The following is a 22,088-nucleotide window of genomic DNA, read 5'->3' on the forward strand; positions in this document are numbered from 1 at the left end:
CCTACTCCGCCATCTCGACGGGTTGCTTCGCCGAGGGACCGGCCAGCGGCCGCTCCTCCATTGCGATCAGACAGAGCGCAGCTCCGGTCATCAGCGCCGTGGCGGCGCCGAAGACGTAGCGGAACGCATGCCGCATGTCGTCGGCGGGAATCGTGCTGACGGCGGCGTGATGCTCGCCGAGCGGGATGTCGGCACCGAGCGCGATCAGCAGGATGGCCGCGAACGCGGCGACCGTGAAGGACGACATCAGCGAGCGGAAGAAGTTCAACGCACCGGTGATGGTGCCGATCTGCGGTCGCGCGACCGAATTCTGCACCGAGACCACGCAGACCGGAAAGGTGGTGCCGAGGCCGAGCGCAAACGCGGCCATCAGCGTCAGCAGGCCCCATAGCGGCAGCGTCGTCAACGTGAGCCCGAGGCCGCACAGCGCGGCCCAGGATGTGCCGATGATGGCGACGCGCTTGTAGTGCTTGGCCCGCGCCATCGTCCGCCCGGCGATAGCCGCGCCGCAGGTCGACACCGCCGCGAGCGGAATCAGCGCAAGGCCCGCCTCGCTGGCGCTGAGATGATAGACGGATTCATAGTAGAGCGGGAGCTGGACCGTGAGGCCCGTGATCGCACCGAGCGCACAGCCGCCGGCCATCAGCCCAAACGGTACGACACTTCCGCCGAGCAGCGGCAGCGGCAGGAACGGCTCGTCCGCCCGCCGCGCGTGCCACACGAAGGTGACGACGAGCGCGACCGCGCCGCCGACCATCGCAAGCACGGTCGGCGACAGCCAGGGATAGCGCGTGCCGCCCCAGGTCAGCACCAGCATGAAGACGACGGCGGAGGCCATCAGCAACACGCCGCCGAGCCAGTCGACCTTGCGCTTGCGGTGGAAAACCGGGATCTTCTTCATCCTCGGCAGCAGCAGCGCGATCGCGGCGGCCGCGAGCGGCAGGTTGATCCAGAAGATCATCGACCAGTGCAGATGCTCGGCGAACACGCCGCCGATAACCGGGCCGAGGATGCCGCCGACCATCCAGACGCTGGAGAAATAGGCCTGGTACTGGCCACGCTCGCGCGGTGAAACGACGTCCGAGATCACGGTCTGCACCACCGGCATGATGCCGCCGCCGCCGAGGCCCTGAAGGCCGCGCGCCAGAATCAGCATCGGCATGTTCGGCGCGATCGCGCACAGCACCGAGCCCGCGACGAACAGGCTGAGCGAGGTGATGATCATGGCCTTGCGGCCGTAGATGTCGCTGAGCGTGCCGAACACCGGCGCGACCGCGGTCGAGGCGAGCAGATAGGCCGTGATCACCCAGGACAAGCTGGAGACGTCCTGGAACTGGCGTCCGATGGTCGGCAGCGCGGTCGCCACGATGGTCTGGTCGAGCGCTGCCAGGAACATCGTCAGCATCAGGCTGATGACGATGGTGCGGACCTCGTCCTGCGACAGCGGCACCGGCGGAGCGATGGACGGCGCGTCATCGACGCTGATGACCTCGCTCGGAAGGCGGGATAGCTCTTCGGCAATGTCGTCAGGCAACGCCTGCATGTCGGCAGAACTGCTCTGCCGGTCGAACTTGTTCATCTCGATCGGACGTCGTGGGGCGGCACAACGCCGCGAAGGATTCGTTCTATGCAGTCCAATGTAGACAGCAAAATCCTTCCCGGGCAGACGCCGCGGCGCATGGGTGCATCCCACCGCAGGGTCATCCCGAACACGTGATCCGAGGCGCGCGGCGGATCAGTCCTTCGGACGTCGCTTCAGACGGGCCCGTTTCGGCAGCACGGCCGGCCATTGCACGATGTGATCCTCGAGATCCTCGTCGGGGATCTCCTCCTCGCTGCCCTCGACCCGGCCGCGCACGGAGACGCCGGCCTCATGCACGGTATTGGGATCGCCCGACACCAGCGGGTGCCACCAATAAAGGTCGCGGCCTTCGGCGACGAGCTTGTAGCCGCAGCTCGGCGGCAGCCAGTTCAGGGTGCGGACATTGGCCGGGGTCAGGCGGACGCAGTCCGGAACCTTGTCGGAACGATTCGGGTAGTCCTTGCAGGCGCAACTCGCCCCATCCAGCAGCTTGCAGCCGATATGGGTGAAATAGATCTGCCCGGTGTCCTCGTCCTCGAGCTTGTTCAGGCAGCAGCGGCCGCAGCCGTCGCACAGGCTCTCCCATTCGGCCGCCGACAGCTGTTCCAACGTCTTGGTTTTCCAGAAGAATCCTTCCTGGCCTGAAGGTCGTTTGGGAGCTGCGGTCATGCGCCTCAACAAAGGTTCGAAAGAGCTACGGCGAAGTCATCTAGAGCGAGCGGCCGTGACGGTGCAAGCAACGCCCTCGGAAGGCCCGTAATGTCCCGGGGTCAATTAGGCCTGTTGTTCAAAATCGCGAGCGTGGCCATTGGTTTATGGGCCCTGCTCGGCTAGAAGGAACAGCAAGTCCCCGAAGGACGCGAACCGGGCGCCTTGGGTTTGCCGCAACATTCCCGCAAGACGTTCCGATGCCGCCCCCGGCCGGGTGCTTGAACGCTTTCGAAGCAAGCCGCAAGGGTTCTAGGTGCGCCAGATCATACCACCGCATTGGAAGCAGAAGGTCCGGAATTTCTTCCTGGATCTCGATGCGCGCATCGATTCCTCGCTGTTCTCCTCGGCCAAGGGCATCCGCGAGCTCTATGAGCGCTACTCGACCTTCATGGACCGGTTCTATGTCGGGCGGTGGAAGCGCTGGGTGTTCATCGAGCCGCTGTCGGAGGCCGCGACCCTCGGCCTCGGCGGCCTGGTCGTGATGCTGACGCTCGCCATCCCCGCCTTCCGCGAGACCGCGGACGAGGACTGGCTGAAGAAGTCCGACCTCGCGGTGACCTTCCTCGACCGCTACGGCAACCCGATCGGCAGCCGCGGCATCAAGCACAACGACTCGATCCCGCTGGAAGATTTTCCTGACGTGCTGATCAAGGCGACGCTGGCGACCGAGGACCGCCGCTTCTACGACCATTTCGGCATCGACATCGCCGGCACGGCGCGTGCCCTCGTCACCAATGCCCAGGCCGGCGGCGTCCGCCAGGGCGGCTCCTCGATCACCCAGCAGCTCGCCAAGAACCTGTTCTTGAGCAACGAGCGCACCATCGAGCGCAAGGTCAACGAAGCCTTCCTCGCGGTCTGGCTGGAATGGCGCCTGACCAAGAACGAGATCCTCAAGCTCTATCTCGACCGCGCCTATATGGGCGGCGGCACCTTCGGCGTCGATGGCGCCGCGCATTTCTACTTCAACAAATCGGCGCGCGACGTGACGCTGGCGGAAGCGGCGATGCTCGCCGGCCTGTTCAAGGCGCCGACGAAATACGCCCCGCACATCAACCTGCCGGCCGCCCGCGCGCGCGCCAACGTCGTGCTCGACAACCTCGTCGATGCCGGCTTCATGACCGAGGGCCAGGTGTTCGGCGCCCGCCGCAACCCGGCCTTCGCGGTCGACCGCCGCGACGAGGCTTCGCCGAACTATTATCTCGACTACGCCTTCGACGAGATGCGCAAGCTGGTCGACACTTTCCCGAAGTCGTACACCGAACGCGTCTTCGTGGTGCGGCTTGCGATCGACACCAATGTGCAGAAGGCCGCCGAAGACGCGATCGAGAACCAGCTGCGCCAGTTCGGCCGCGATTATCACGCGACGCAAGCGGCGACCGTGGTCGCCGATCTCGACGGCGGCATCCGCGCCATGGTCGGCGGTCGCGACTACGGCGCCAGCCAGTTCAACCGCGCCACCGACGCCTATCGCCAGCCCGGCTCCTCGTTCAAGCCTTACGTCTACACCACTGCGCTCCTGAACGGCTTCACGCCGAACTCGATCGTGGTCGACGGCCCTGTCTGCATCGGCAATTGGTGTCCGCAGAACTATGGTCACTCCTATTCCGGCTCGGTGACGCTGACGCAAGCGATCACGCGCTCGATCAACGTGGTGCCCGTAAAACTGTCGATCGCGATCGGCCAGAAGGAGCAGCCGAAGGCGCCGAACCCGGCCAAGATCGGCCGTGCCAAGATCGTCGAAGTCGCTCGCCGCTTCGGCCTCAAGGCGCCGCTGCCCGACACGCCGTCGCTGCCGATCGGCTCGGACGAAGTCACCGTGCTGGAGCACGCCGTCGCCTACGCGACCTTCCCGAACCGCGGCAAAGCGGTGACGCCGCATTCGGTGCTGGAGGTGCGCACCGGCGCCGGTGACCTCGTCTGGCGCTGGGATCGCGACGGGCCGAAGCCGAAGCAGGCCATTCCGCCGAACATCGCCGCCGACATGGCGGGCATGATGAGTCACGTCGTCAGCGAAGGCACCGCACGCCGCGCCGCGCTGGACGGCATTCCGACCGCGGGCAAGACCGGCACCACCAATGCGTATCGCGACGCCTGGTTCGTCGGTTACACCGGCAATTTCACCTGCGCGGTGTGGTACGGCAACGACGATTACTCGCCGACCAACCGCATGACCGGCGGCTCGCTGCCGGCGCAGACCTGGCACGACATCATGGTCGCGGCGCATCAGGGCGTCGAGGTCCGGGAGATCCCCGGCATCGGCATGGGCCAGAAGCTGCCGCCGCAGCAGATCGCCAACGCGCAGGCCAATGCGGCGCCGAAGGTGCTGGAGACCAAGCCCGGTCCGCCGCCAGTGCTGACCAAGCGCGGCGCCGACATTCTGGTGCGCGTCGAGAAGCTGCTTGATGATGCGGCCAAGACTGCGAACAAATCGGCGGCCGCCGATACCAAGCCGGCCTCGTCGACGAATGCGCTCGCCTTCCCGCAGAATTATGCGGAAGAGAACGCCAACACCTCCGCCCCACGCAAGAACTGATCGAAACCCGTGCGGCTGATCCTGATCACATTGACGGCCCTTCTGCTCGCCACCGTCGTCGGCGTCGGCGCGACCTGGATGACGACGACGCGCGGCACCGAGATCGGCGCGCTGACCATCGGCCCCTGGACCGCCCGCCCGCGCACCGGCACCGCCGACGTCGATCCCTATTCGCGCGCCACCATCGTGCGCAACGGCGAGCTGCCGATCGGTACCGGCGATGGCGTCGCCTTCACCGCGACCACCGACGACAAGAAGAAGGCGCTCGACGGCCGCTGCGACGTGATCGTCTCCGGCGTCACGCCGCCGGCGCGGTTCTGGACGCTGACGCTGTACGACCGCAAGGGCCATCTCGTCGCCAATTCGCTTGCCCGCTACGGCTTCACCAGCCAGGAGATCGTGCGTTCCTCCGACGGCTCGTTCGAGATCCGCATTGCCTCGCGCTCACGCGCCGGCAACTGGCTGCCGACCGGCGGCATCGAGCGCTACGCACTTATGCTGCGCCTCTACGACACGCCGGTTGGCGTTGCGACGCGCACCCAGCGCGATGCGCCGATGCCGAGCATCACAACGGTGGGCTGCTCATGATCAGGCTCGCATTCACCGTCATTGCCGGCGTGGTGCTGGGCCTCGTGGTCCATCTCGTCAGCGTGCTGGCGCTGCCGCGGATCGCGACCCAGGATGCCTATTCGCGGCTGACGCCGATGACGACGGTGAACGCCGTCACCCAGCTGCCCCTCGCCGATCCGCAGACCTCGCCGATGCCGTTCATGGACCCGGCCTTTGCGCTCGCGATCTGCCGCTACGATCTGTCGGGCGGTCCGATCAAGCTGGCCGTGCCGGTGAGCCAGGCCTACACCTCGGTGTCGTTCTACACCCGCAACGAGATCGCCTATTACGCCATCAACGACCGCTCGGCGGGCCGCAAGGTGATCGAGCTCGACCTGATGACGGAAGCGCAGCACAACGAGCTGCCCGAGGACGAGGAGGTCACCGCGGCCGACCGGCTGATCATCGATTCCCCTGCTACCACTGGCCTGATCGTGATGAAGGCGCTCGCCCCCGAGCCCGGCCTGATGCAGCAGGCGCAGGCGACGCTTCAGGCTGCGACCTGCGCCCCGCAGACCGAGCCGCCCGCCAAGGCCGAAGCGCCGCGCGGCCGGCGTTGAAGCGGGCCGCTTCGGCGGTGCAACAACAAAAACTGCGAAAACAACCCCATGCACAGTAGCGGGGGCATTGAAATCATTGCGCTATCCGACCACCCAAAAAACCGACGTGGCCGCGCATCAAGAATTCGGAAATTTGACACGTCGGGCAAAACACCGGCATACTGGCATCATAGAGAGTTCGTCACACCCGCGCGGAGCAGTCCGTCGCGGGTGCTTTCATGTGGGAGCAGAGGTTGAACGAGCCGGACCGGACACCGCTTAGCCATACTCGGCAGGTCTTTTCAGACTGCTGACACCGCGCTCATTCCGATGGCCCATGGCGAGCCGACCGCTCCTGACGCGATCGTCGGCATATGGGAAGCGGACGACGGCACCGTAAAGCTCGACATGGCTGTCAGGCGACAGTAGGACGCAATCGCAAATCGATTGCGCCGTTGAAGCAGCAAGCCTCGAGAGCTATCGATCGGCGAAGCCTTCAATCGGGAGGAACGCATGAGCACCATCACCGGCGGCTGTCACTGCGGCGCAATCCGTTATCAGATCGAAGGCGAGATGATCGTGCACGCACTGTGCCACTGTCGCGATTGCAGGCTTCACGCCGGCGCGCCGGTGGTCGGCTGGACGATGTACGCGGAGAATGCCGTCAAGGTGACCAAGGGTGAGCCCAAGGCGTACCGGTCTTCGGAACATGTGCGGCGGCACTTCTGCGCTGACTGCGGAACCGGCCTGTTCTATGTCAATGCCAGCATGCCTGGGATTATCGACGTCCAGAGCGCGACCTATGATGATCCCGATTCCGTCCCGCCGACGATGCAGATCCAGGTCGCCGAGCGGCTTCGCTGGATGGAGCATGCGCACGAACTGCCGGCGTTCGACCGCTTCCCCCCGCAGCCGTAGCGGCAGGCAGTGACACGCGCCGACAAGATCTCCCGCATCACAGGAACCCGGTCGAAATCCACGGGATCGCGGCAACCACCAGCGTGCCGATCAGCAAGGCCACGATATAGCCGACGATCGGCTTGATGCCTTCGTCGGGACTGATGCGGCTGATCGCGCATGCTGCGTAATAGCCGACCCCGAATGGCGGGGCGAACAGGCCGATGCCCATCGCGAGAACGACGACCATCGCATAGTGCACCTCGTGCACGCCGACCTGGCGGGCGATCGGAAACAACAGCGGCCCGAACAGCACGATGGCCGGGATGCCTTCGAGCACGCTGCCGAGAATGACGAAGGCCACGATCGTGACGCCAAGGAAGACCGGCGTTCCGCCCGGCAGCGCGGTCATGAACTTGGCGAGCGATGCGGAGAAGCCCGATTGCGTCAGGGCCCACGCCATCCCGGTCGCGGCGCCGATGATCAGCAGGATCGCGCCGGACAGCGACGCGGTCTCCACCAGCATCGGATAAAGCCGGCGCCAGGAGAACTGGCGATAGATCAGGAGCCCGGTGAGCGCCGCGTAGACGATGCCGATGGTCGACACTTCGGTCGCGGTCGCGACGCCCTCGACCACCGCGGCGCGGATGACGAAGGGCAGCGCCATGGCCGGAATTGCGATGATGAAGGCGCGGCCGATCTCCCTCCCCGTCGCGCGCTTCACATGCGACAGATCTTCGCCGCGATATCGCCACCAGACGACGGAGCAGAGTCCGATCGCCAGCACGATGCCAGGCAGCAGGCCGCCGGTGAACAGCGCCGCGATCGACACGCCGGTGACCGAGCCGATCGTGATCAGCACCAGCGACGGCGGAATGGTCTCGGTTTGGGCTCCGGTTGCCGCAAGAAGCGCGACGAGATCGCCGGGCTTGGCGCCGCGCTTGGTCATCTCGGGAAACAAGACCGGCGCCACTGCCGCCATGTCGGCCGCCTTCGACCCCGAGATGCCCGACACCAGGTACATCGCCCCGACCAGGACATAATGCAGGCCGCCGCGCACGTGGCCGAGCAGGCTGGCGAGAAAGCCGACCATGGCCCGCGCCATGCCGGTCATTTCGATCAGCAGGCCGAGGAACACGAACAGAGGCACGGCCAGCAGGATCAGATGGCTCATGCCTTCGTCCATCCGTCCGATGATGACCACATCAGGCGTGCTCGTCGTCAACGTCAGATAGCCGACGGTGGCGAGGCCAAAGGCGAACGCGATCGGCACCGCCGCCAGCACCATGGCGCCGACGATGACCACGAAGAAGATGAGCAGGTTCAGATTGCCGAGCGGTTTCAGCAGCGGCGCCGCGAGCACAAGCGCAGCGATGACGCTGGCGACGAGCGCCACGGCCGCGAGCAAGCTTCGCAGTCCCGCGATGCGAACGAGCCGCAGCACCGCCGCGACCAGCATCAATCCGATGCCGACGGGCAATGCCGCGGCACGCCAGCTGTTGACGATCTCGAGCGCCGGCGTCGTGACGAACACCTCGTCGGCCGCAAATTCGTAGGCGGGATGGATCACCAGCAGCAAGAATGCCAGTGACGCCGCGGCGGCAACGACATCCAGGAACGCGCGCGCATCAGGGCGGAGCATGCCGATGATGGCCGTCATCCGCATGTGCTCGCCGCGCTGGAAGGCGATCACGGATCCCAGCATGGCGAGCCACAGGAACAGGATGCCGGCCAGCTCGTCGGCCCAGATGATCGGGGCGTGAAACACGTATCGGCCGACAATGCCGGCTGACAGCACGACGATCTCGGCCAGCACCAGCAGTGCGGCCGGGATCGCGACCACATGACCAAGCAGCTTGTTGGCCCTGACGGCCCACAGGCGCACACCAGATTGAGGTGCCGCGACAGTGGCACCTTCGTCGATGTTGGGCGTATGGTTGACGGCCGTCATGACAGCTTGCCCGCCGCTTTCTCGAGCTGCGCCCAGGCCTCTTCGCCAAACTTGCCCTTCCAGTCGGCGTAGAAGCTCGTCTTCGCGAGCGCCTGCCGGAACGCGCCGCGGTCGACCTCGATGAACTGCATGCCCTTGGCGGTCAGATCCGCGCGCAGCGAGTCGCTCAGCTTCGCGATATCGACGCGCTCGTCCTTGGCCGAACGATCGAACTCGCGCGTCACGATCGCCTGCACGTCCTTCGGCAATTTCGCGAAGGCGCGTTTGTTGCCGAGGATCCAATAATTGTCCCAGACATGACCGGTCAGGGAGCAGGTCTTCTGCACCTCGTAGAGACGGGCGGTCGCGATGATCGGCAGCGGGTTCTCCTGCCCGTCGACCACCTTGGTCTGGAGCGCGGAGTACACTTCATTGAAATTGATCGGCGCAGGTCCCGCGCCGAGCGCCTGGAACAGCGAGGTCAGATTGGGAGCGGCCGGCACGCGCAACTTGAAATTCTTCAGGTCCTCCGGTGTCCTGATCTCACGGCCGGACGAGGTGACGTGGCGGAAGCCGTTGTCCCATGGGCTCGACACCGCCATGATCGGCGTCTTGGCGATTTGTGCGCGAATATAGGCGCCGAGCTCGCCATCCATCGCCTTCCAGACCGCGTCATAGCTCGTGAAGAGAAAGCCGAGATTGACGATGCCTGCGGCCGGGACCAGGGTCGCGAGAATCAGGGACGACAGGTTGAAGAACTCGACGCCGCCGTTGCGCACCTGCGTCAGAAGATCGGTGTCTGAACCGAGCTGGTTGGCCGGAAACAGGTTGATCTCGAGCCGGCCGCCCGTCGCCTCGCGAATGCGGTCGATCGCCTCTTTTGCGCGAACGTTGACCGGATGGGTCGGGTCCTGTCCCGTCGCGAGCTTGTAGGTGAACTCCGCCGCCGACGCCGGGCGCGTGAGAACGGCACATAGCGGCACGGCGGCGCCTGCCATCAGCAATCTGCGACGGCTGAGGGTGGTCGGCTTGCGCAAGGTCATCGTTTCCTCCTGTTGAGCATGGATTGATGTGCAGCGACGGCTTTCGCCACCAGCTGTTGCTGCCGGCCGGCTCTCGATGCGCCGGCATTGGACAGCAGCTCTCGTTCTCCACAGCGTTGCCGCGAAGCATGTCGATCTGGTCAGTTACGAAAGGTGGCCGCGGCGTTAGCGCAGCCACTCCTTGATCTGCCGCGTCACTTCCGCGGTCGAGACGCCGTAGCGGTCGTGCAGGGTCGGAAGCGCGCCGGCAGCCAGAAACTCATCGGGGAGCCCAATCTGCCGGAACGCCGGATGCACGCCCGCGCGCATCAGCAGCGCCGCGACGGCTTCGCCGAGGCCGCCGATCACGGTGTGGTTCTCGGCGACGACGACCAGACGGCCGGGCTTGCCCGCTTCGCGCAGAATCGTCTCGGTGTCGAGCGGCTTGATCGTGGGCACGTGCAGGACGGCCGCATTGACACGATCGTCCTGGAGGGACTGGGCCGCCTCCAGTGCACGCATGGTCATGATGCCCGAAGAGATGATCAAAATGTCGGCGCCATCGCGTAGCAGCGCCGCCTTGCCGAGCTCGAAACGGTAGTTGTACCCGTCGAGCACCAGCGGCACCTGGCCGCGCAACAGGCGCATATAAACGGGCCCTCGATGCGCGGCGATGGCCGGGACGATCTGCTCGATCTCATGCGCATCGCAGGGATCGATCACCGTCATGTTGGGCATCGCGCGGAACAGCGCGAGGTCCTCGGCGGCCTGATGGCTCGGCCCGTAGCCCGAGGTCAGGCCAGGCAGCGCGCAGGCGATCTTCACATTGCGGTCTTCTTCCGCGATGGTCTGATGGATGAAGTCGTAGGCGCGGCGCGAGGCGAACACCGCATAGGTGGTGGCGAACGGCATGAAACCTTCGGCGGCGAGACCCGAGGCTGCGCCGAACAGAAGCTGCTCGGCCATGCCCATCTGATAGTAGCGATCCGGAAAGGCCTGCGCGAAGATGTGCAGGTCGGTGTATTTGCCGAGATCGGCTGTCATGCCCAAGACGTCCTCGCGGCTGCGGGCAAGCTCGACCAGCGCATGCCCGAACGGCGCCGGCCTGGTGCGCTGCCCTTCCGCCGCGATCGAGGCGATCATGGCCGACGTCGTCAGCCGCGGCTTTCCGGACGGTGTCGATCCCACGGACTTCATGGCTGCTCTCCCACGTTCAGCGCCGACAGCGCCAGCTGCCATTCATGCGGCTCGACGCGAATGAAGTGGTTCTTCTCGCGCTGCTCCAGGAAAGGAACGCCCTTGCCCATCAACGTGTCGGCGACGATCATGCGGGGCTTTGGCTCGGGATGCGCCATCGCGGCATCGAAGGCGCCCACCACCGCGTCGAGATCGTTGCCGTCGATACGCCGCACGAACCAGCCGAACGCCTCGAGCTTGTCGACCAGCGGCTCGAAGCCCAGCATCTGCTTCGATGGACCATCGGCCTGCTGATTGTTGACGTCGATGATCGCGATCAGATTGTCGAGCTGGTGATGGGCCGCCGACATGATGGCTTCCCATTTGGAGCCCTCGTCCAGCTCGCCGTCGGAGAACAGCGTGAAGATGCGCGACGCCGACCGCTTGCGCTTCAGCCCGAGCGCCATGCCGACGGCGATGCCAAGACCAAGGCCGAGCGAGCCACCCGACATCTCCATGCCCGGCGTATAGGACGCCATGCCGGACATCGGCAGTCGGCTCTCGTCGAAACCATAGGTTTCGAGTTCGGCCTCGGGAATGATCCCGGCCTCGATCAAGGCTGCATAGAGCGCGATCGCATAGTGCCCGTTCGACAGCAGGAAACGGTCGCGGCCTTCCCAGGCGGGATCTTCGGCGCGAAAACGCATGGCGTGAAAATAGGCCACAGCCAAGACGTCGGCGATGTCGAGCGCTTGGGCGATATACCCCTGGCCCTGGACCTCGCCCATCAGCAGGGCGTTGCGGCGGATGTTGCGGGCGCGCTGTGCGAGCGTTGGCGCGTTTGCGAGCGTTGGTGTTCCCATGATCGTCTCTCCCCTCCTCCGCTCAGTGGATCAGCATGCCGCCGTTGACGTCGATGACGGCGCCGGTCACGTAGGCCGAGAGGTCGGAAGCGAGGAAGGTGTAGATGCCGGCGACGTCGGTGGCCTCGCCGAGCCGGCCGAGCGGAATGCCCTCGAGGATCTTCGCTCGCATCTCGTCCGTGAGCTTGCCCGCGGTGATGTCGGTGCCGATCAGGCCGGGCGTCACGCAGTTGACGCGGATGCCGTCGGGCCCGAATTCGCGCGCCATCGCCTTGGCGAGACCGAGCACGCCGGCCTTCGCCGCCGAATAATGCGGTCCGCCGAAGATGCCGCCGCCGCGCTGGGCGGAGACCGACGACATGCACGCGATCGAACCGCTTCTGCGCTTCTGCATGTGCGGGATCACGGCCTGCGACAGGAACAGGATGCCCTTGAGGTTGACGTCCTGGATGCGCTCCCAATCTTCCGGCTTGATGTCGAGAAGTTTTACGGGCTGGGTCACGCCTGCATTGTTGATGAGGATGTCGATCCGGCCGAATCTCGCGATCACCGCTTCGACTGCCTTGATGCAGGCCTGCTTGTCGGCGACGTTGCAGGCAACGCCGAGATGCGGCTCGCCAGCGACCGGTTCGAGGCCGCGCGCGGCGTCTTCCGCGGCCGCACCGTCGATGTCGAGAATGGCGACCCGGGCTCCCTCGGCCGCAAAGCGGCGGGCGGTTGCAAGGCCAATGCCTCGCGGAGAGGCCGCTCCGGTGATGATGGCTGTCTTGCCGCGTAGCAGCATTGTGGTCCTCCCTGATTGGCTGTTGCCTGGCACCCGACGGCGCCGCCGTTCTTGACCCGTTTGATTATGCGGCAGCGCGCTTTCGGACAAACGCGCTGTTGTCTTGCATGGGTGAATTTGTTTCACTTGTCGGATGCTGCTGTCCAGTATCCCGATATCGTCCATCCGCGCCTTCGAGGCGGCCGCCCGCACCGGCTCGTTCCGGGACGCGGCGAACGAGCTGCATCTCACTCCGAGCGCGGTCAGCCACGCCATTCGCAAGCTCGAAAGCGCGATGAGCACCGTCCTGTTCGAGCGCAGCGCCCGGGCGGTGCGGCTGACGCCGGCGGGCGAGAACCTGATGCGTCATGCCGGCGCCGCTTTCGACAATCTGCGCCGAGGTATCGAGGAGGTCGCAGGCCGCGGCCCACAATTGCTGCGGGTGCACTGCGCACCGAGCTTCGCCGCCCAGTGGCTCGCCCCGCGGCTCGCCCGCTTCATGGCCGCCGAGCCCAAGCTCGAGGTTCGGCTCGCCGCCAACACGGAATATGCCCGGTTCAGCAACGACGATTTCGACATCGACATCGTCTACGGCCAGCCGAGGGCCGAAGGAGTCGAGATCATTCCGCTGGGCGAAGAGACCGTGACGCCGCTCTGCACGCCCGAGCTCGCGAAGAAAATCCGCAAGCCGAAAGACCTGCTCGACCAGGTATTGATCCGCTCGGACGTCAAGCAGGTGCAGTGGCATCAATGGTTCACGGCCAACGGTCTCGAAGCGCCGGCCATCCACGGCATGCGCTTCGATCGCAGCTTCCTGGCGATCGCGATGGCGTCGAGCGGACTTGGCGTGACGCTGGAATCAACGCGGCTCGCCGAACGCGAGATTGCGGCCAAGCTGTTGGTGGCGCCACTTGCCAGACGTTCCACCGACATTCGCTATGTCGGCCATCATCTGGTCTTTCCCCGCGCAGGCCAGCAGCGTCGGGCGATCCGCGCCTTTACCGAGTGGATCACGCGCGAGCTTGCGGCCGGCCGCTCGGCTTGAGCGATAGGCGCGGCCACGATGGCGGCAGTCGTCACGCGCGGCGAGCGATAATCACGAGCTCGGCTTCGCGTCAGCTTTTCGTGCTGGCGGTCTTGTCCAGCGCCGCCCGCAAGCCCTCAGCAAGCTTGACGGCATCGTCGTTTGCCCAGAAATGCATGAAGAAGAGCCGTGGCTGCTCGTCCAGCATGTGACTATGCAGCGCCGTCACCTCGATGCCGTGCGTGCGCAGCGCCACGATGACCGGGTTCACCTCGTCGCTGGTGAGGACGAAGTCGCCGGTGATGGCCGCCTTGCCGCCGCCGGTCGGCTGGAAGTTGATGGCGATCGCAACACCCATCGGGCCGACGGGGGTCAGCGGCATGCCGTCTTCCGTGATCGGGTCGCGCCGCTTGACGTTGAACTGGTAGACGCCGCCATTGCCCTGCCCTTTGACGCCGATGATCTGGTCGAGCTTCGCCGTATCGAGGTCGATCGCAGGCGGGTTGCCCGCCGCCGCGACCGTCAGGGGGGTTTTGCTTTCGGCGAGGGCATCGTGGATTGCCGAGGCCAGCTTGACGGCATCGCCATGTCCGGCGACGTGCATGTAGAAGGTCGCCGGGCTCGCGCGCAGGAGATGATTGTGCACGGCGGTGATCTCGATACCGCTCGCGATCATCTTCGCCATCACAGGATTGATCTCGGTCTCGAGGAGCACAAGGTCACCCATGACCATGGCGCCGCCATGCGCAGGCTTGAACGCGAGCCAGCCGCCAAGCGCGAGCGCCGGCTTGATCGTGACTCCGTCCAACGTCACCGTGAGATCGCTACGAGGGAAGCCGTAGCGGTGGACATCGTCCGCAACACTGGGCTTCCGGCCCAGCGTCTCGTCGACCTTCTTCCAGTCAACATCCTGCGCATGAGCGCTCGCGATGAAGCAGGCACTGACGCCGATCAGCGCCGAGATCGTCTTTCGCATTGATCTACTCCTTGAGCTTGGTTTCAGGCTCTCGCGCCCCCAAGGGTTCACTTCTGCTCCTTGATCTGTCCGCTACTGTCCACGACGAGCCGCACGTCCTTGCCGTTCTTCACGGCCTTTGCGGTCGTGCCCTCGGCGGTCGACTTGATGTCGCTGACCTGCGAATAGCCGGCGGCCTGGAGTTTGGCGACGAACTCCTCCTGTGTCAGCGCATGTGCGCTCGAGAGCCCGCCTGCAGTCGCCAGAAGCAGGACTGCTTGAAAGATCGCTGGTGTACGCATGATCGTTCTCCCGGTGGTATTCCCCGCCCCAGGTGAAGCCCGCTCAGTGACATCGTCTCCGGACAAAGGCCACGACGCGCAACAGGGTACCAGCACGCGATGCCCTCGCCTATCGCGTGTCGGCGCGGCGCGCTGATCAGTCGGGACAATTTGTGGGATGGCCTGGAGGTTGAAGATGGTTTGGAGGTTGAAAATGACATGCTGCGTCCCTGGTGAAGATCAGGACGCGATTCTTCGGCATGTCGCCTCGCGGGGGGATCGCAAAACCCCCGTCACCGCAAATAGAAACCGTGATGGCAGAGCTGTCAATCCGAGCTTTACCCTCAAATCGCCACCGCGCGTCACGAAGAGTTCACCGTCGAACGGAACCGCCAACCACCAGTTCGAAACGACCGGAGGATCTCACATACATTGCCCGCGTTGAGGCGTGTCATTCGAGCGGGCTTGCGCGCTCAGCCCTTCGAGACCACCGCGCGGCCGTAAGGCGGCTGCGCTGCGACCGGCGGGTTGGCGGTCTGGGCTGCGAGCTCGCCGATCAGGCGGTCGGCGTCGGCGGCCATGCCGTCGGGAGCCTGGATCACCAGCCGCTCCAGCGCCCAGCGATAGGACGAGACGCGCTGCTCCAGGCACTGCTGCACCCACTGCACGATCAGCGAGTTCTCCTGCATACGCGCGACCGCATCGTCCCTCTCTCTTGGCGAGAGCGCGGAGACGCGCGCCATGCTGGCATCGCGCTTCCTGTCGAGATCGATGACGCGGATTGCGCTGGCGAAGAACGGCTCGAACCGGGTGATGTCGTTGCGCACGTCCTCGATTAGCTGCGCATAGCGCGAGGAATGCGAGCGGTGCGGCTCGTCGATCAGCGTGCGTCCATACATGGTGCGGTCGAACACGATCTTCTGCCGCCAGGGCGAGGGCAGCGGCTTGTAGTCGCCGAACACGCTCTTCCAGGCCGGGCGCGACAGCGGCGGCTCGATCATGGGATAGGCGAGATCGCGGAGCTGGCGTTCTTCGTCGGTGAGCTGGAATTGCGAGGGCTTCAGGCCGACGCTGGAGGTAACCTCCGCCCCTAACCAGCGATGCATGTCGTCGCTGCGCATGTCGGCGCGGGTGCGGCCGAAATCACCGCCGCTACAGGCGCCGAGCGCAGCGCCAAGCAGCGCGAGCAGGACGGCCGATACGAAAGGCCGGATCTGGCGGATGGTGTCCGGCATTGCAAAAGCCTGAAGTCATCGGCGGCGACGACGGCGGCCCGGCGCTGTGCCCTGCTCCGGCCCGCGATCGCCGCTGGTTTCGTCCGCCTCGCGCTCGATACGGATCACCGGGAGGATCAGAACCGTTCCCGTTTCCGTGCGCGGTGCGGCATCCCCCGACGAGCCTGCCCGGCGAGCGGCCGGAAATTCGATGATCGTCCCCATATCCAGCTCTCTATCAATTGCCGTGCGACCAAACGCTTCATGCAACATGCATTCATTAAGATCAGTTATGGTTAACGGGATGTAAACGCCCTTTCCGGACCGTAACCGCACGGAGCGTGCCGCGCCGTCCCGTTGCGGCACGACAACGCCTTAAATTGCCGGACCGGCTTCACGCCTCATTTTCCTTAACGAGGCTTTAAAAGAACCTGCGATAGGCTCGCGACAAGGATCTCTCCCGAGTTGCGTACGCCTCCATGACCAAGTCGCTGTTCCCCGGATTCGACGGGCTGATGACCCTCTCTCGTCGCGAAGGCGTCGACATCCGCCCGACGCTGCTGCGCGTGCTGACCGATCTCTATGTGCAGACGCGCGTCCACAGCGACGACGAACAGCGGCAGTTCGTCGAGCTCGCCACGCGATTGATCGACCAGGTCGACGACGCGACGCGCGCGGCCGTCAAGGCGCGGCTTGCGGTCTATCCGACGACGCCGGTCCCGATCCTCCAGAAGCTCGGACTGGTCGCCGCCCAGGAAGGCCGCAGGGTTCCGCTGGCGCGAGAGATTCCCACCTCGCCGCCGGCACCCGTCCCGGCCCGCACGCCCACCGAGGCCGAGCAGCGGCTGGCTTCGAACATGGCGATGCAGCCGAAGGATGCCGCCGAGATCCACGACATGTTCTTCCGCGCCGGCGCCTCCGAGCGCGCGCTGATCCTGCACAATCTGGCGCAGACGCCGCTCAAGGCCGCGCCGCGGATTCCGACCGTGCGCGCCAAGCGCGCGATCCAGATCCTGGAGATGGCGGCGATCGCGGGCGACATCGAGAACTTCACCTTCGAGCTCGGCGACAGCCTGATCCTGCCCTCACGCGTCGCGGCCCAGATCGTCGACGATGCCGGCGGCGAGGCGCTCGCGGTCGCCGCGCGCGCTCTCGACATGCCGAGCCCGGTGTTCCAGCGCATCCTCTTGTTCTTCAAGCCGGAGATCGGGACCTCCGTGAACGACGTGTACCGGCTGTCGCGGCTCTATGACCGCCTCAGCGACCGCTCCGCGCTGGTGATGCTGGCGGCCTGGCGCGGCTCGACGCTCGCGGTGACCCGCGCAAAGTACCAGGCCTCGCTACATGACGGCGAACGCCAGCGTGCACGTGCCGGTGCGAGCCAGACCCGGCCGGGCGTGCAGCCGGGCACGAGCCCGACAGTGCGCAGGGGCACCGGCGGATCGTCGGATCGGTAGAAGATTTAGATTGGTTTGTCGCTGAGAAGGCGGTGCGCTCCCTCTCCCGCAAGCGGGAGAGGTTAAGAGCCTGCGGGCTGATCGTGGCAAACAACGGCTATCGCGCCCGCATCACGCCCGCGCCAGCTCGAGAAAATGCCGGCCCGCGCGGTCCTCGGTCTCGACGATCCAGGCGTCCGGATCGAAGCGGATTTCCTTGGTCAGCCGCTCCTCGATGGTGTGCTCCGGCAGAGGCTGCGGCGCGACCGGCACGAAGAAGCGATCGACCGGACGGCCGTCGTCATAGACCGCCTGCGGCGCCGGCGTATACAGCATCGCATTGCCGTCGAGCAGCGAGACCTTCACGAACACCGCGCCCGCCTCCTCGGCGCCGCGGCGGCGCACCGCGCCGAACACGCCCTCGGTCTGGCAGCGACGCAAATAGGCCGCCACCCATATGTTGGATTTCAAACGCATGAATCCGACGATAGGCCAGCGCGCGGTCTCACGCCAGCCTCAGCTCGTGCGGCTATTCGACGGGATGACCGATCGCGGCCGCGAGCTCGCGCAGCAGGCGGTCTGAGACCTGGCCGGTGACCTGCATCTTGTGCTCGCGCTCGAATTTCTGGATCGCGGACTGGGTCTCGCCGCTCATCGTGCCCGTGATCTTCAAATTCCCGTAGCCATATTCGGACAGCGCGCGCTGCACGCCGGTGATACGTCGCGCGGCCGGGCTCTGCACCGGGATCGGCGCCGGCGGACGCAGGGCCGAGGGCGGCGTCGAGGTCGTCGCCTTGACCAGATTGGTCATCGGATCGTTCGAGCGCGTCGAGGCGGTCGCCTCGACCGGCCTTTCGGGCGGCTTCTCGGCGGCGCGCTCGGCAGGTTTGGGCTCGGTGCGAAACTCCGTCGCGCGCGGCTCGAGCGGCGACGTCTCGGCGCCAACGGGACGCGGACGCGGCAAGGGGTTCGCCAGCGGCACGGACGACGGCGCGGGTAGATTGATCACCGTGCCGAACATCGGCGCGGGATGCCGGCCGGTCTGCAGGAACAGCGCATTGGCAACGATCGCACCGATCGCGGCGACGGCGACGAGGCCGGCCAGCGTATCCTTGGGGCTATGCAGCAGCACGCGCATGACGAGGTTGCGCTCGGTCTCGACGTCGATGACCGCCGCCTTGGCACCACGACGGCGCGGAGCGGCTTCGCCCTTTGCAGACTTCTTAGGCACTTTTCTTCACCAGCGCAGGTTGGTCGTGAGATTCTTCGTAAAGTTGGTCGTGAGATTCTTCGTGAGATTGGTTGTGAGATTCCTGGCGCAGCACCGGCGTCAGCGTCGCGATCTTGCTCTCCGCCGGCTTGGCCTGCGGCGGCGTGTAGACGAGCGGCAGCTTGACGGTGACGGCGGTGCCCTCCCCTAACCTGCTTTGTACCGTCAATTCGCCGAGATGCAACGCTATGAGGCTCTTCACGATCGAAAGCCCGAGGCCGGTGCCTTCGTGACGGCGCTGATAGGTCTTGCCGGCCTGGAAGAACGGCGCGCCGATGCGCTTGAGATCGTCGGGCGCGATGCCGACGCCGGTGTCGCTGATGCGCAGCGCAAGCTGCGAACCCGACACCGCCGCCGTCACGATGACCTGGCCGCCGCGCTCGGTGAACTTGATCGCGTTGGCGACGAGATTGAGCACGATCTGCTTGAAGGCCCTGGGATCGCCGGTCATGACAGGCAGATCCTGCGGCGCATCGGTGATGAGGTCGATGCCGTTCTCCCGCGCCTTCAGTGCCAGCAAATTGCAGCAATGCATCAGCGAGGCGCGCGGCGCGAACGGCTCCGAGGCAATCTCGAAATTGCCAGATTCCATCTTGGACATGTCCAGGATGCCGTTGACGACCGACAGCAGATGCTGGCCGGACTCGTTGATGAGCTGGGCATATTCCTTGCGCTGGGCCGCTCCCAGCATCAAGGTCTGCTCCTGCGCGATCATCTCGGAGAAGCCGATGATGGCATTGAGTGGCGTGCGCAGCTCGTGGCTCATGGTGGCGAGGAAGCGCGTCTTGGCGGCGTCGGCCGCCTCGGCGGCGCTGCGGGCCTGATCGAGCGCCTGCTCGGCAAGCTTGCGGTCGGTGACGTCGCGCATCACGGCGACGACTTCGGCCCCGCCGGCGACGTCGCGAACCCTGTCTGGGTCAAGCGGGCGGCAACGCATCCCGACCCAGATGAAGTCGATCTGGCCGCGCTCGGAGCCGGCAGGTTCCCGCCGCAGCCGGAACTCGACGCTGCACACGTCGCCGCGCGCCGCGTCCGATAAAGCCGTGAGATAGGCCGGGCGATCGGCGACGTGCACGCGATCGAACAGGCCGTGACCAAGCAGTTGCGTGACGGGCATGCCGAGCATGGTCTCCGCCGCCGGCGAGATGAACTGCACCGCGCCGTTGCGCTGATGCCGCGAGATGACGTCGCTCATGTTGCGCGCGAGCAGGCGATAGCGCTCTTCCTCGCGCGACAGCAGCGCAACGCTGGTGCACGCGAGCGATTCCGCGCCGAAGGCGAGGCCCGCGGCGTAGAGCGTCGCCGAGGCGACGCCGAGCGCCATCAGCACGCCGCGTTCCGTGGCGCTCGGCAGGTCGATCGGCAGCCAGCCGAGCTGGCTGACGAGGATCAGGATCCCGGCACAAGACAGCGCGAGCAGCGAGGCGAAGGCCGCGACGCGGCGCGAGGCCGACAGCGCGGCTTCGAGCGGAACCACGACCAGCCAGATCGCGGCAAAGGATTCGATGCCGCCGGTGGTGGCCGCCACCGCCATGATCAGGCCGGCAAGCGCCAACGACGACAGCACATGCGCGCGTTCATAGCGACCGGTGCGCGACAGGAACCAGGACAATAGGATCGGCGCGATCAGCCAGGCGAAGGCGGCGACCTCGATCGCGCTCGGCGCGCCGCGCAGGACGAGATAGATCGGGAATGCGGCGAAGGCGGCCAGGCTGCCAAGCAGCCGCGGCGCCATGAAGGCACGATGGCGCGCTCGCGTCAGCGCATCGTAACGCGCGGAGGGATGCAGCAGCGCATCGAGACAATCGCGGATGATACTCAAAACGGTCACGGGTCTCGCGCTTCGGCTCAATCGTCTTTAGAAGACGCGCCGGAACGCCTCCTTATCGTTGAGCCACCGTGTCAGAGCGACCTTAAACGAGTGCTAAGGCGGCGCGGCGTGCGGCCGGACACCGCGGCATCGCGGGGCTTTTTAGACGATTTGGCGACGTCTTCGCTGCGGATGGTGAACACAGAGTTTCACTCTCGTCGGCATGGTTTCGAATTGGTGGATCCGGAGCGCCAGCAGAATCACGGGCGCGGGCGTCAATCGAAAATTTACGAGACCGTCGATCCCGAAGATTTTTGCGTAAATTTTCCGCGAATTAAGCTCAAGGCAATCACTTGCGATTTATCGAGGGTTGCTAGGTCCGACATCCGCGGAGATCGCCGCGGCGGGATCGAACGTACAGGTCGCAAGATGCGCTTTCTGCTCCGCATCACATTCTGGCTCGGGCTGGTGCTGGTGCTGCTGCCGCGGGACAAGACGCCCGAATCGGAGAAGCTGCCGCAGATCGGCGCCGCCGATGCGGTGCAGGCTGCGACCGCAGCCGTCTCCGACGTGACCCAGTTCTGCAAGCGCCAGCCGGCGGCCTGCGAGGTCGGCGGACAGGCCGCGACCATCATCGGCCAGCGCGCCCAGGACGGCGCGCGCAAGATCTACCAGATCATCAACGACAAGAAAGAGCAGATCACCAACGAGAAGAACGACAAGAACGACAAGACGGACAAGAAGGCGCCCGACCATACCGGCTCGATCGCGCTGGCCGGCGAAGGCGATGCCGTTGCGAGCGAGGCGCCGCGCGACACCCTGACCCAGGACGACCTCGCGCTGGAATGGCGCGGACCTGCGGCCGCAAATTAGCCCCAAACCCTATCGATTTCGCGGCTTCGCGTCCCTATATTGGCCTGAAAGGGAACATGGGCCAGCATGACGACGATCGACGAAATCAGGGACAATTTCGAACTTCTCGACGAGTGGGACGACCGCTACCGGTACGTCATCGAGCTCGGCCGCACCCTGGAACCGATGCCGGAGGCGGAGCATTCTGCCGCGAACAAGGTGCAAGGCTGCGTCAGCCAGGTTTGGCTCCAGAAGCTGGTCGAGCGCGGCAATGGCGCGCCGATCCTGAAGTATCGCGGCGACAGTGATGCGCATATCGTGCGCGGACTGGTTGCGATCGTGTTCGCGCTCTATTCCGGCCGCACGCCGCAGGAGATCCTCGACACCGACGCGATCGCCGTGTTCAACGAGTTCGGCTTTCGCGATCATCTGACGCCGCAGCGTTCCAATGGCCTGCGCTCGATGGTCGAGCGCATCAAGACCGACGCCAAAGAGGCGCTCGCGGAAGCGTCGTAACACCCTCATGGTGAGGAGCGCAGGTCTCGAACCACGCAGCAAAAAGCCGTAGGGTGGGCAAAGCGACGCGTGCCCACCATTTCGCGTGCAATCGAAGAAAGATGG

Annotated in this window: 22 protein-coding genes; 8 read left to right on the forward strand and 14 right to left on the reverse strand. The window is 65.4% G+C overall.

All coding sequences use genetic code 11. From position 1 onward, the window contains the following. Window position 1: 1 nt before the first annotated feature. Both XH85_RS31390 and XH85_RS31395 read right to left on the reverse strand, forming a co-directional pair. Window positions 2-1,579: an MDR family MFS transporter gene (locus XH85_RS31390; protein WP_128934940.1), complete on the reverse strand. Its 1,578-nt coding sequence runs from the start codon at window positions 1,577-1,579 to the stop codon at window positions 2-4. A 156-nt stretch (window positions 1,580-1,735) separates the two neighbouring features. Further along, window positions 1,736-2,251, reverse strand: a complete 516-nt coding sequence (locus tag XH85_RS31395) for a YcgN family cysteine cluster protein (protein ID WP_128934941.1) — start codon at window positions 2,249-2,251, stop codon at window positions 1,736-1,738. Window positions 2,252-2,546: 295 nt separating this feature from the next. Here XH85_RS31395 and XH85_RS31400 point away from each other — a divergent pair, with 295 nt between their 5' ends. The 4 genes from XH85_RS31400 (at window position 2,547) to XH85_RS31420 (ending at window position 6,892) form a co-directional block, all read left to right on the forward strand. Next, on the forward strand, window positions 2,547-4,826 hold the full coding sequence (locus XH85_RS31400) for a transglycosylase domain-containing protein (RefSeq protein ID WP_128934942.1): 2,280 nt from the start codon (window positions 2,547-2,549) through the stop codon (window positions 4,824-4,826). A 9-nt stretch (window positions 4,827-4,835) separates the two neighbouring features. After that, complete coding sequence (locus XH85_RS31405) at window positions 4,836-5,414, forward strand: DUF1214 domain-containing protein (RefSeq protein WP_128934943.1); 579 nt, start codon at window positions 4,836-4,838, stop codon at window positions 5,412-5,414. Next, window positions 5,411-5,995 (forward strand): DUF1254 domain-containing protein, encoded by a 585-nt coding sequence (locus XH85_RS31410; protein WP_128934944.1) that lies wholly within the window; start codon window positions 5,411-5,413, stop codon window positions 5,993-5,995. Before XH85_RS31405 ends, XH85_RS31410 begins: the two co-directional genes overlap by 4 nt. A 492-nt stretch (window positions 5,996-6,487) precedes the next feature. Continuing rightward, a complete protein-coding gene (locus tag XH85_RS31420; RefSeq protein ID WP_128934945.1) occupies window positions 6,488-6,892 on the forward strand; it encodes a GFA family protein in 405 nt (134 codons plus the stop codon). 37 nt (window positions 6,893-6,929) lie between these two features. Here XH85_RS31420 and XH85_RS31425 read toward each other — a convergent pair whose 3' ends face one another. From XH85_RS31425 to XH85_RS31445, 5 genes are all read right to left on the reverse strand, one after another. Further along, window positions 6,930-8,822 (reverse strand): TRAP transporter large permease, encoded by a 1,893-nt coding sequence (locus XH85_RS31425; RefSeq protein WP_128934946.1) that lies wholly within the window; start codon window positions 8,820-8,822, stop codon window positions 6,930-6,932. After that, on the reverse strand, window positions 8,819-9,844 hold the full coding sequence (locus tag XH85_RS31430) for a TRAP transporter substrate-binding protein (RefSeq protein ID WP_128934947.1): 1,026 nt from the start codon (window positions 9,842-9,844) through the stop codon (window positions 8,819-8,821). The genes XH85_RS31425 and XH85_RS31430 overlap by 4 nt, the downstream gene beginning before the upstream one ends. A gap of 165 nt (window positions 9,845-10,009) precedes the next feature. Next, on the reverse strand, window positions 10,010-11,020 hold the full coding sequence (locus tag XH85_RS31435; RefSeq protein ID WP_164939985.1) for a transketolase family protein: 1,011 nt from the start codon (window positions 11,018-11,020) through the stop codon (window positions 10,010-10,012). Then, window positions 11,017-11,862, reverse strand: coding sequence for a transketolase (locus XH85_RS31440; RefSeq protein WP_128934949.1), 846 nt, complete (start codon window positions 11,860-11,862; stop codon window positions 11,017-11,019). Before XH85_RS31440 ends, XH85_RS31435 begins: the two co-directional genes overlap by 4 nt. A 22-nt stretch (window positions 11,863-11,884) precedes the next feature. After that, entirely contained in the window at window positions 11,885-12,646 is a 762-nt protein-coding gene (locus XH85_RS31445; RefSeq protein WP_128934950.1) for an SDR family NAD(P)-dependent oxidoreductase, read from the reverse strand. A gap of 136 nt (window positions 12,647-12,782) precedes the next feature. On the opposite strand from XH85_RS31445, the gene XH85_RS31450 reads away from it, so the two are divergent. Beyond that, the gene (locus tag XH85_RS31450; RefSeq protein WP_128937493.1) at window positions 12,783-13,670 is read left to right on the forward strand and encodes a LysR substrate-binding domain-containing protein; all 888 of its coding nucleotides are present in this window, start codon (window positions 12,783-12,785) and stop codon (window positions 13,668-13,670) included. Between the two features lie 70 nt (window positions 13,671-13,740). On the opposite strand, the gene XH85_RS31455 is transcribed toward XH85_RS31450, so the two are convergent. The 4 genes from XH85_RS31455 to XH85_RS31470 form a co-directional block, all read right to left on the reverse strand. Further along, window positions 13,741-14,625: a DUF1259 domain-containing protein gene (locus tag XH85_RS31455; protein WP_128934951.1), complete on the reverse strand. Its 885-nt coding sequence runs from the start codon at window positions 14,623-14,625 to the stop codon at window positions 13,741-13,743. A 47-nt stretch (window positions 14,626-14,672) separates the two neighbouring features. Continuing rightward, window positions 14,673-14,906 carry a hypothetical protein gene (locus XH85_RS31460; protein WP_128934952.1) on the reverse strand — a complete coding sequence of 78 codons (234 nt, stop codon included), beginning with the start codon at window positions 14,904-14,906 and terminating at the stop codon, window positions 14,673-14,675. Between the two features lie 452 nt (window positions 14,907-15,358). Then, window positions 15,359-16,120 (reverse strand): hypothetical protein, encoded by a 762-nt coding sequence (locus tag XH85_RS31465; RefSeq protein ID WP_091890896.1) that lies wholly within the window; start codon window positions 16,118-16,120, stop codon window positions 15,359-15,361. Between the two features lie 15 nt (window positions 16,121-16,135). Continuing rightward, the gene (locus tag XH85_RS31470; protein WP_128937494.1) at window positions 16,136-16,324 is read right to left on the reverse strand and encodes a hypothetical protein; all 189 of its coding nucleotides are present in this window, start codon (window positions 16,322-16,324) and stop codon (window positions 16,136-16,138) included. A gap of 254 nt (window positions 16,325-16,578) precedes the next feature. On the opposite strand from XH85_RS31470, the gene XH85_RS31475 reads away from it, so the two are divergent. Next, entirely contained in the window at window positions 16,579-17,556 is a 978-nt protein-coding gene (locus tag XH85_RS31475; protein ID WP_128934953.1) for a DUF2336 domain-containing protein, read from the forward strand. A 111-nt stretch (window positions 17,557-17,667) separates the two neighbouring features. Here XH85_RS31475 and XH85_RS31480 read toward each other — a convergent pair whose 3' ends face one another. The 3 genes from XH85_RS31480 to XH85_RS31490 are packed head-to-tail and all read right to left on the reverse strand — an operon-like array spanning window position 17,668 to window position 20,636. After that, a complete protein-coding gene (locus tag XH85_RS31480) occupies window positions 17,668-18,012 on the reverse strand; it encodes a DUF1491 family protein (protein WP_128934954.1) in 345 nt (114 codons plus the stop codon). A 52-nt stretch (window positions 18,013-18,064) separates the two neighbouring features. Further along, the gene (locus XH85_RS31485) at window positions 18,065-18,766 is read right to left on the reverse strand and encodes a peptidoglycan-binding domain-containing protein (RefSeq protein ID WP_128934955.1); all 702 of its coding nucleotides are present in this window, start codon (window positions 18,764-18,766) and stop codon (window positions 18,065-18,067) included. Beyond that, window positions 18,759-20,636, reverse strand: a complete 1,878-nt coding sequence (locus XH85_RS31490; RefSeq protein ID WP_164939984.1) for a PAS domain-containing sensor histidine kinase — start codon at window positions 20,634-20,636, stop codon at window positions 18,759-18,761. Before XH85_RS31490 ends, XH85_RS31485 begins: the two co-directional genes overlap by 8 nt. A 408-nt stretch (window positions 20,637-21,044) precedes the next feature. Between XH85_RS31490 and XH85_RS31495 the strand changes: the two genes are divergently transcribed. Both XH85_RS31495 and XH85_RS31500 read left to right on the forward strand, forming a co-directional pair. Then, complete coding sequence (locus tag XH85_RS31495; RefSeq protein ID WP_128934957.1) at window positions 21,045-21,488, forward strand: DUF5330 domain-containing protein; 444 nt, start codon at window positions 21,045-21,047, stop codon at window positions 21,486-21,488. Between the two features lie 66 nt (window positions 21,489-21,554). Further along, on the forward strand, window positions 21,555-21,983 hold the full coding sequence (locus tag XH85_RS31500; protein WP_128934958.1) for a SufE family protein: 429 nt from the start codon (window positions 21,555-21,557) through the stop codon (window positions 21,981-21,983). Window positions 21,984-22,088: the final 105 nt, after the last annotated feature.

It is taken from the genome of Bradyrhizobium zhanjiangense (assembly GCF_004114935.1).
Taxonomy (GTDB): Bacteria; Pseudomonadota; Alphaproteobacteria; order Rhizobiales; family Xanthobacteraceae; genus Bradyrhizobium; species Bradyrhizobium zhanjiangense.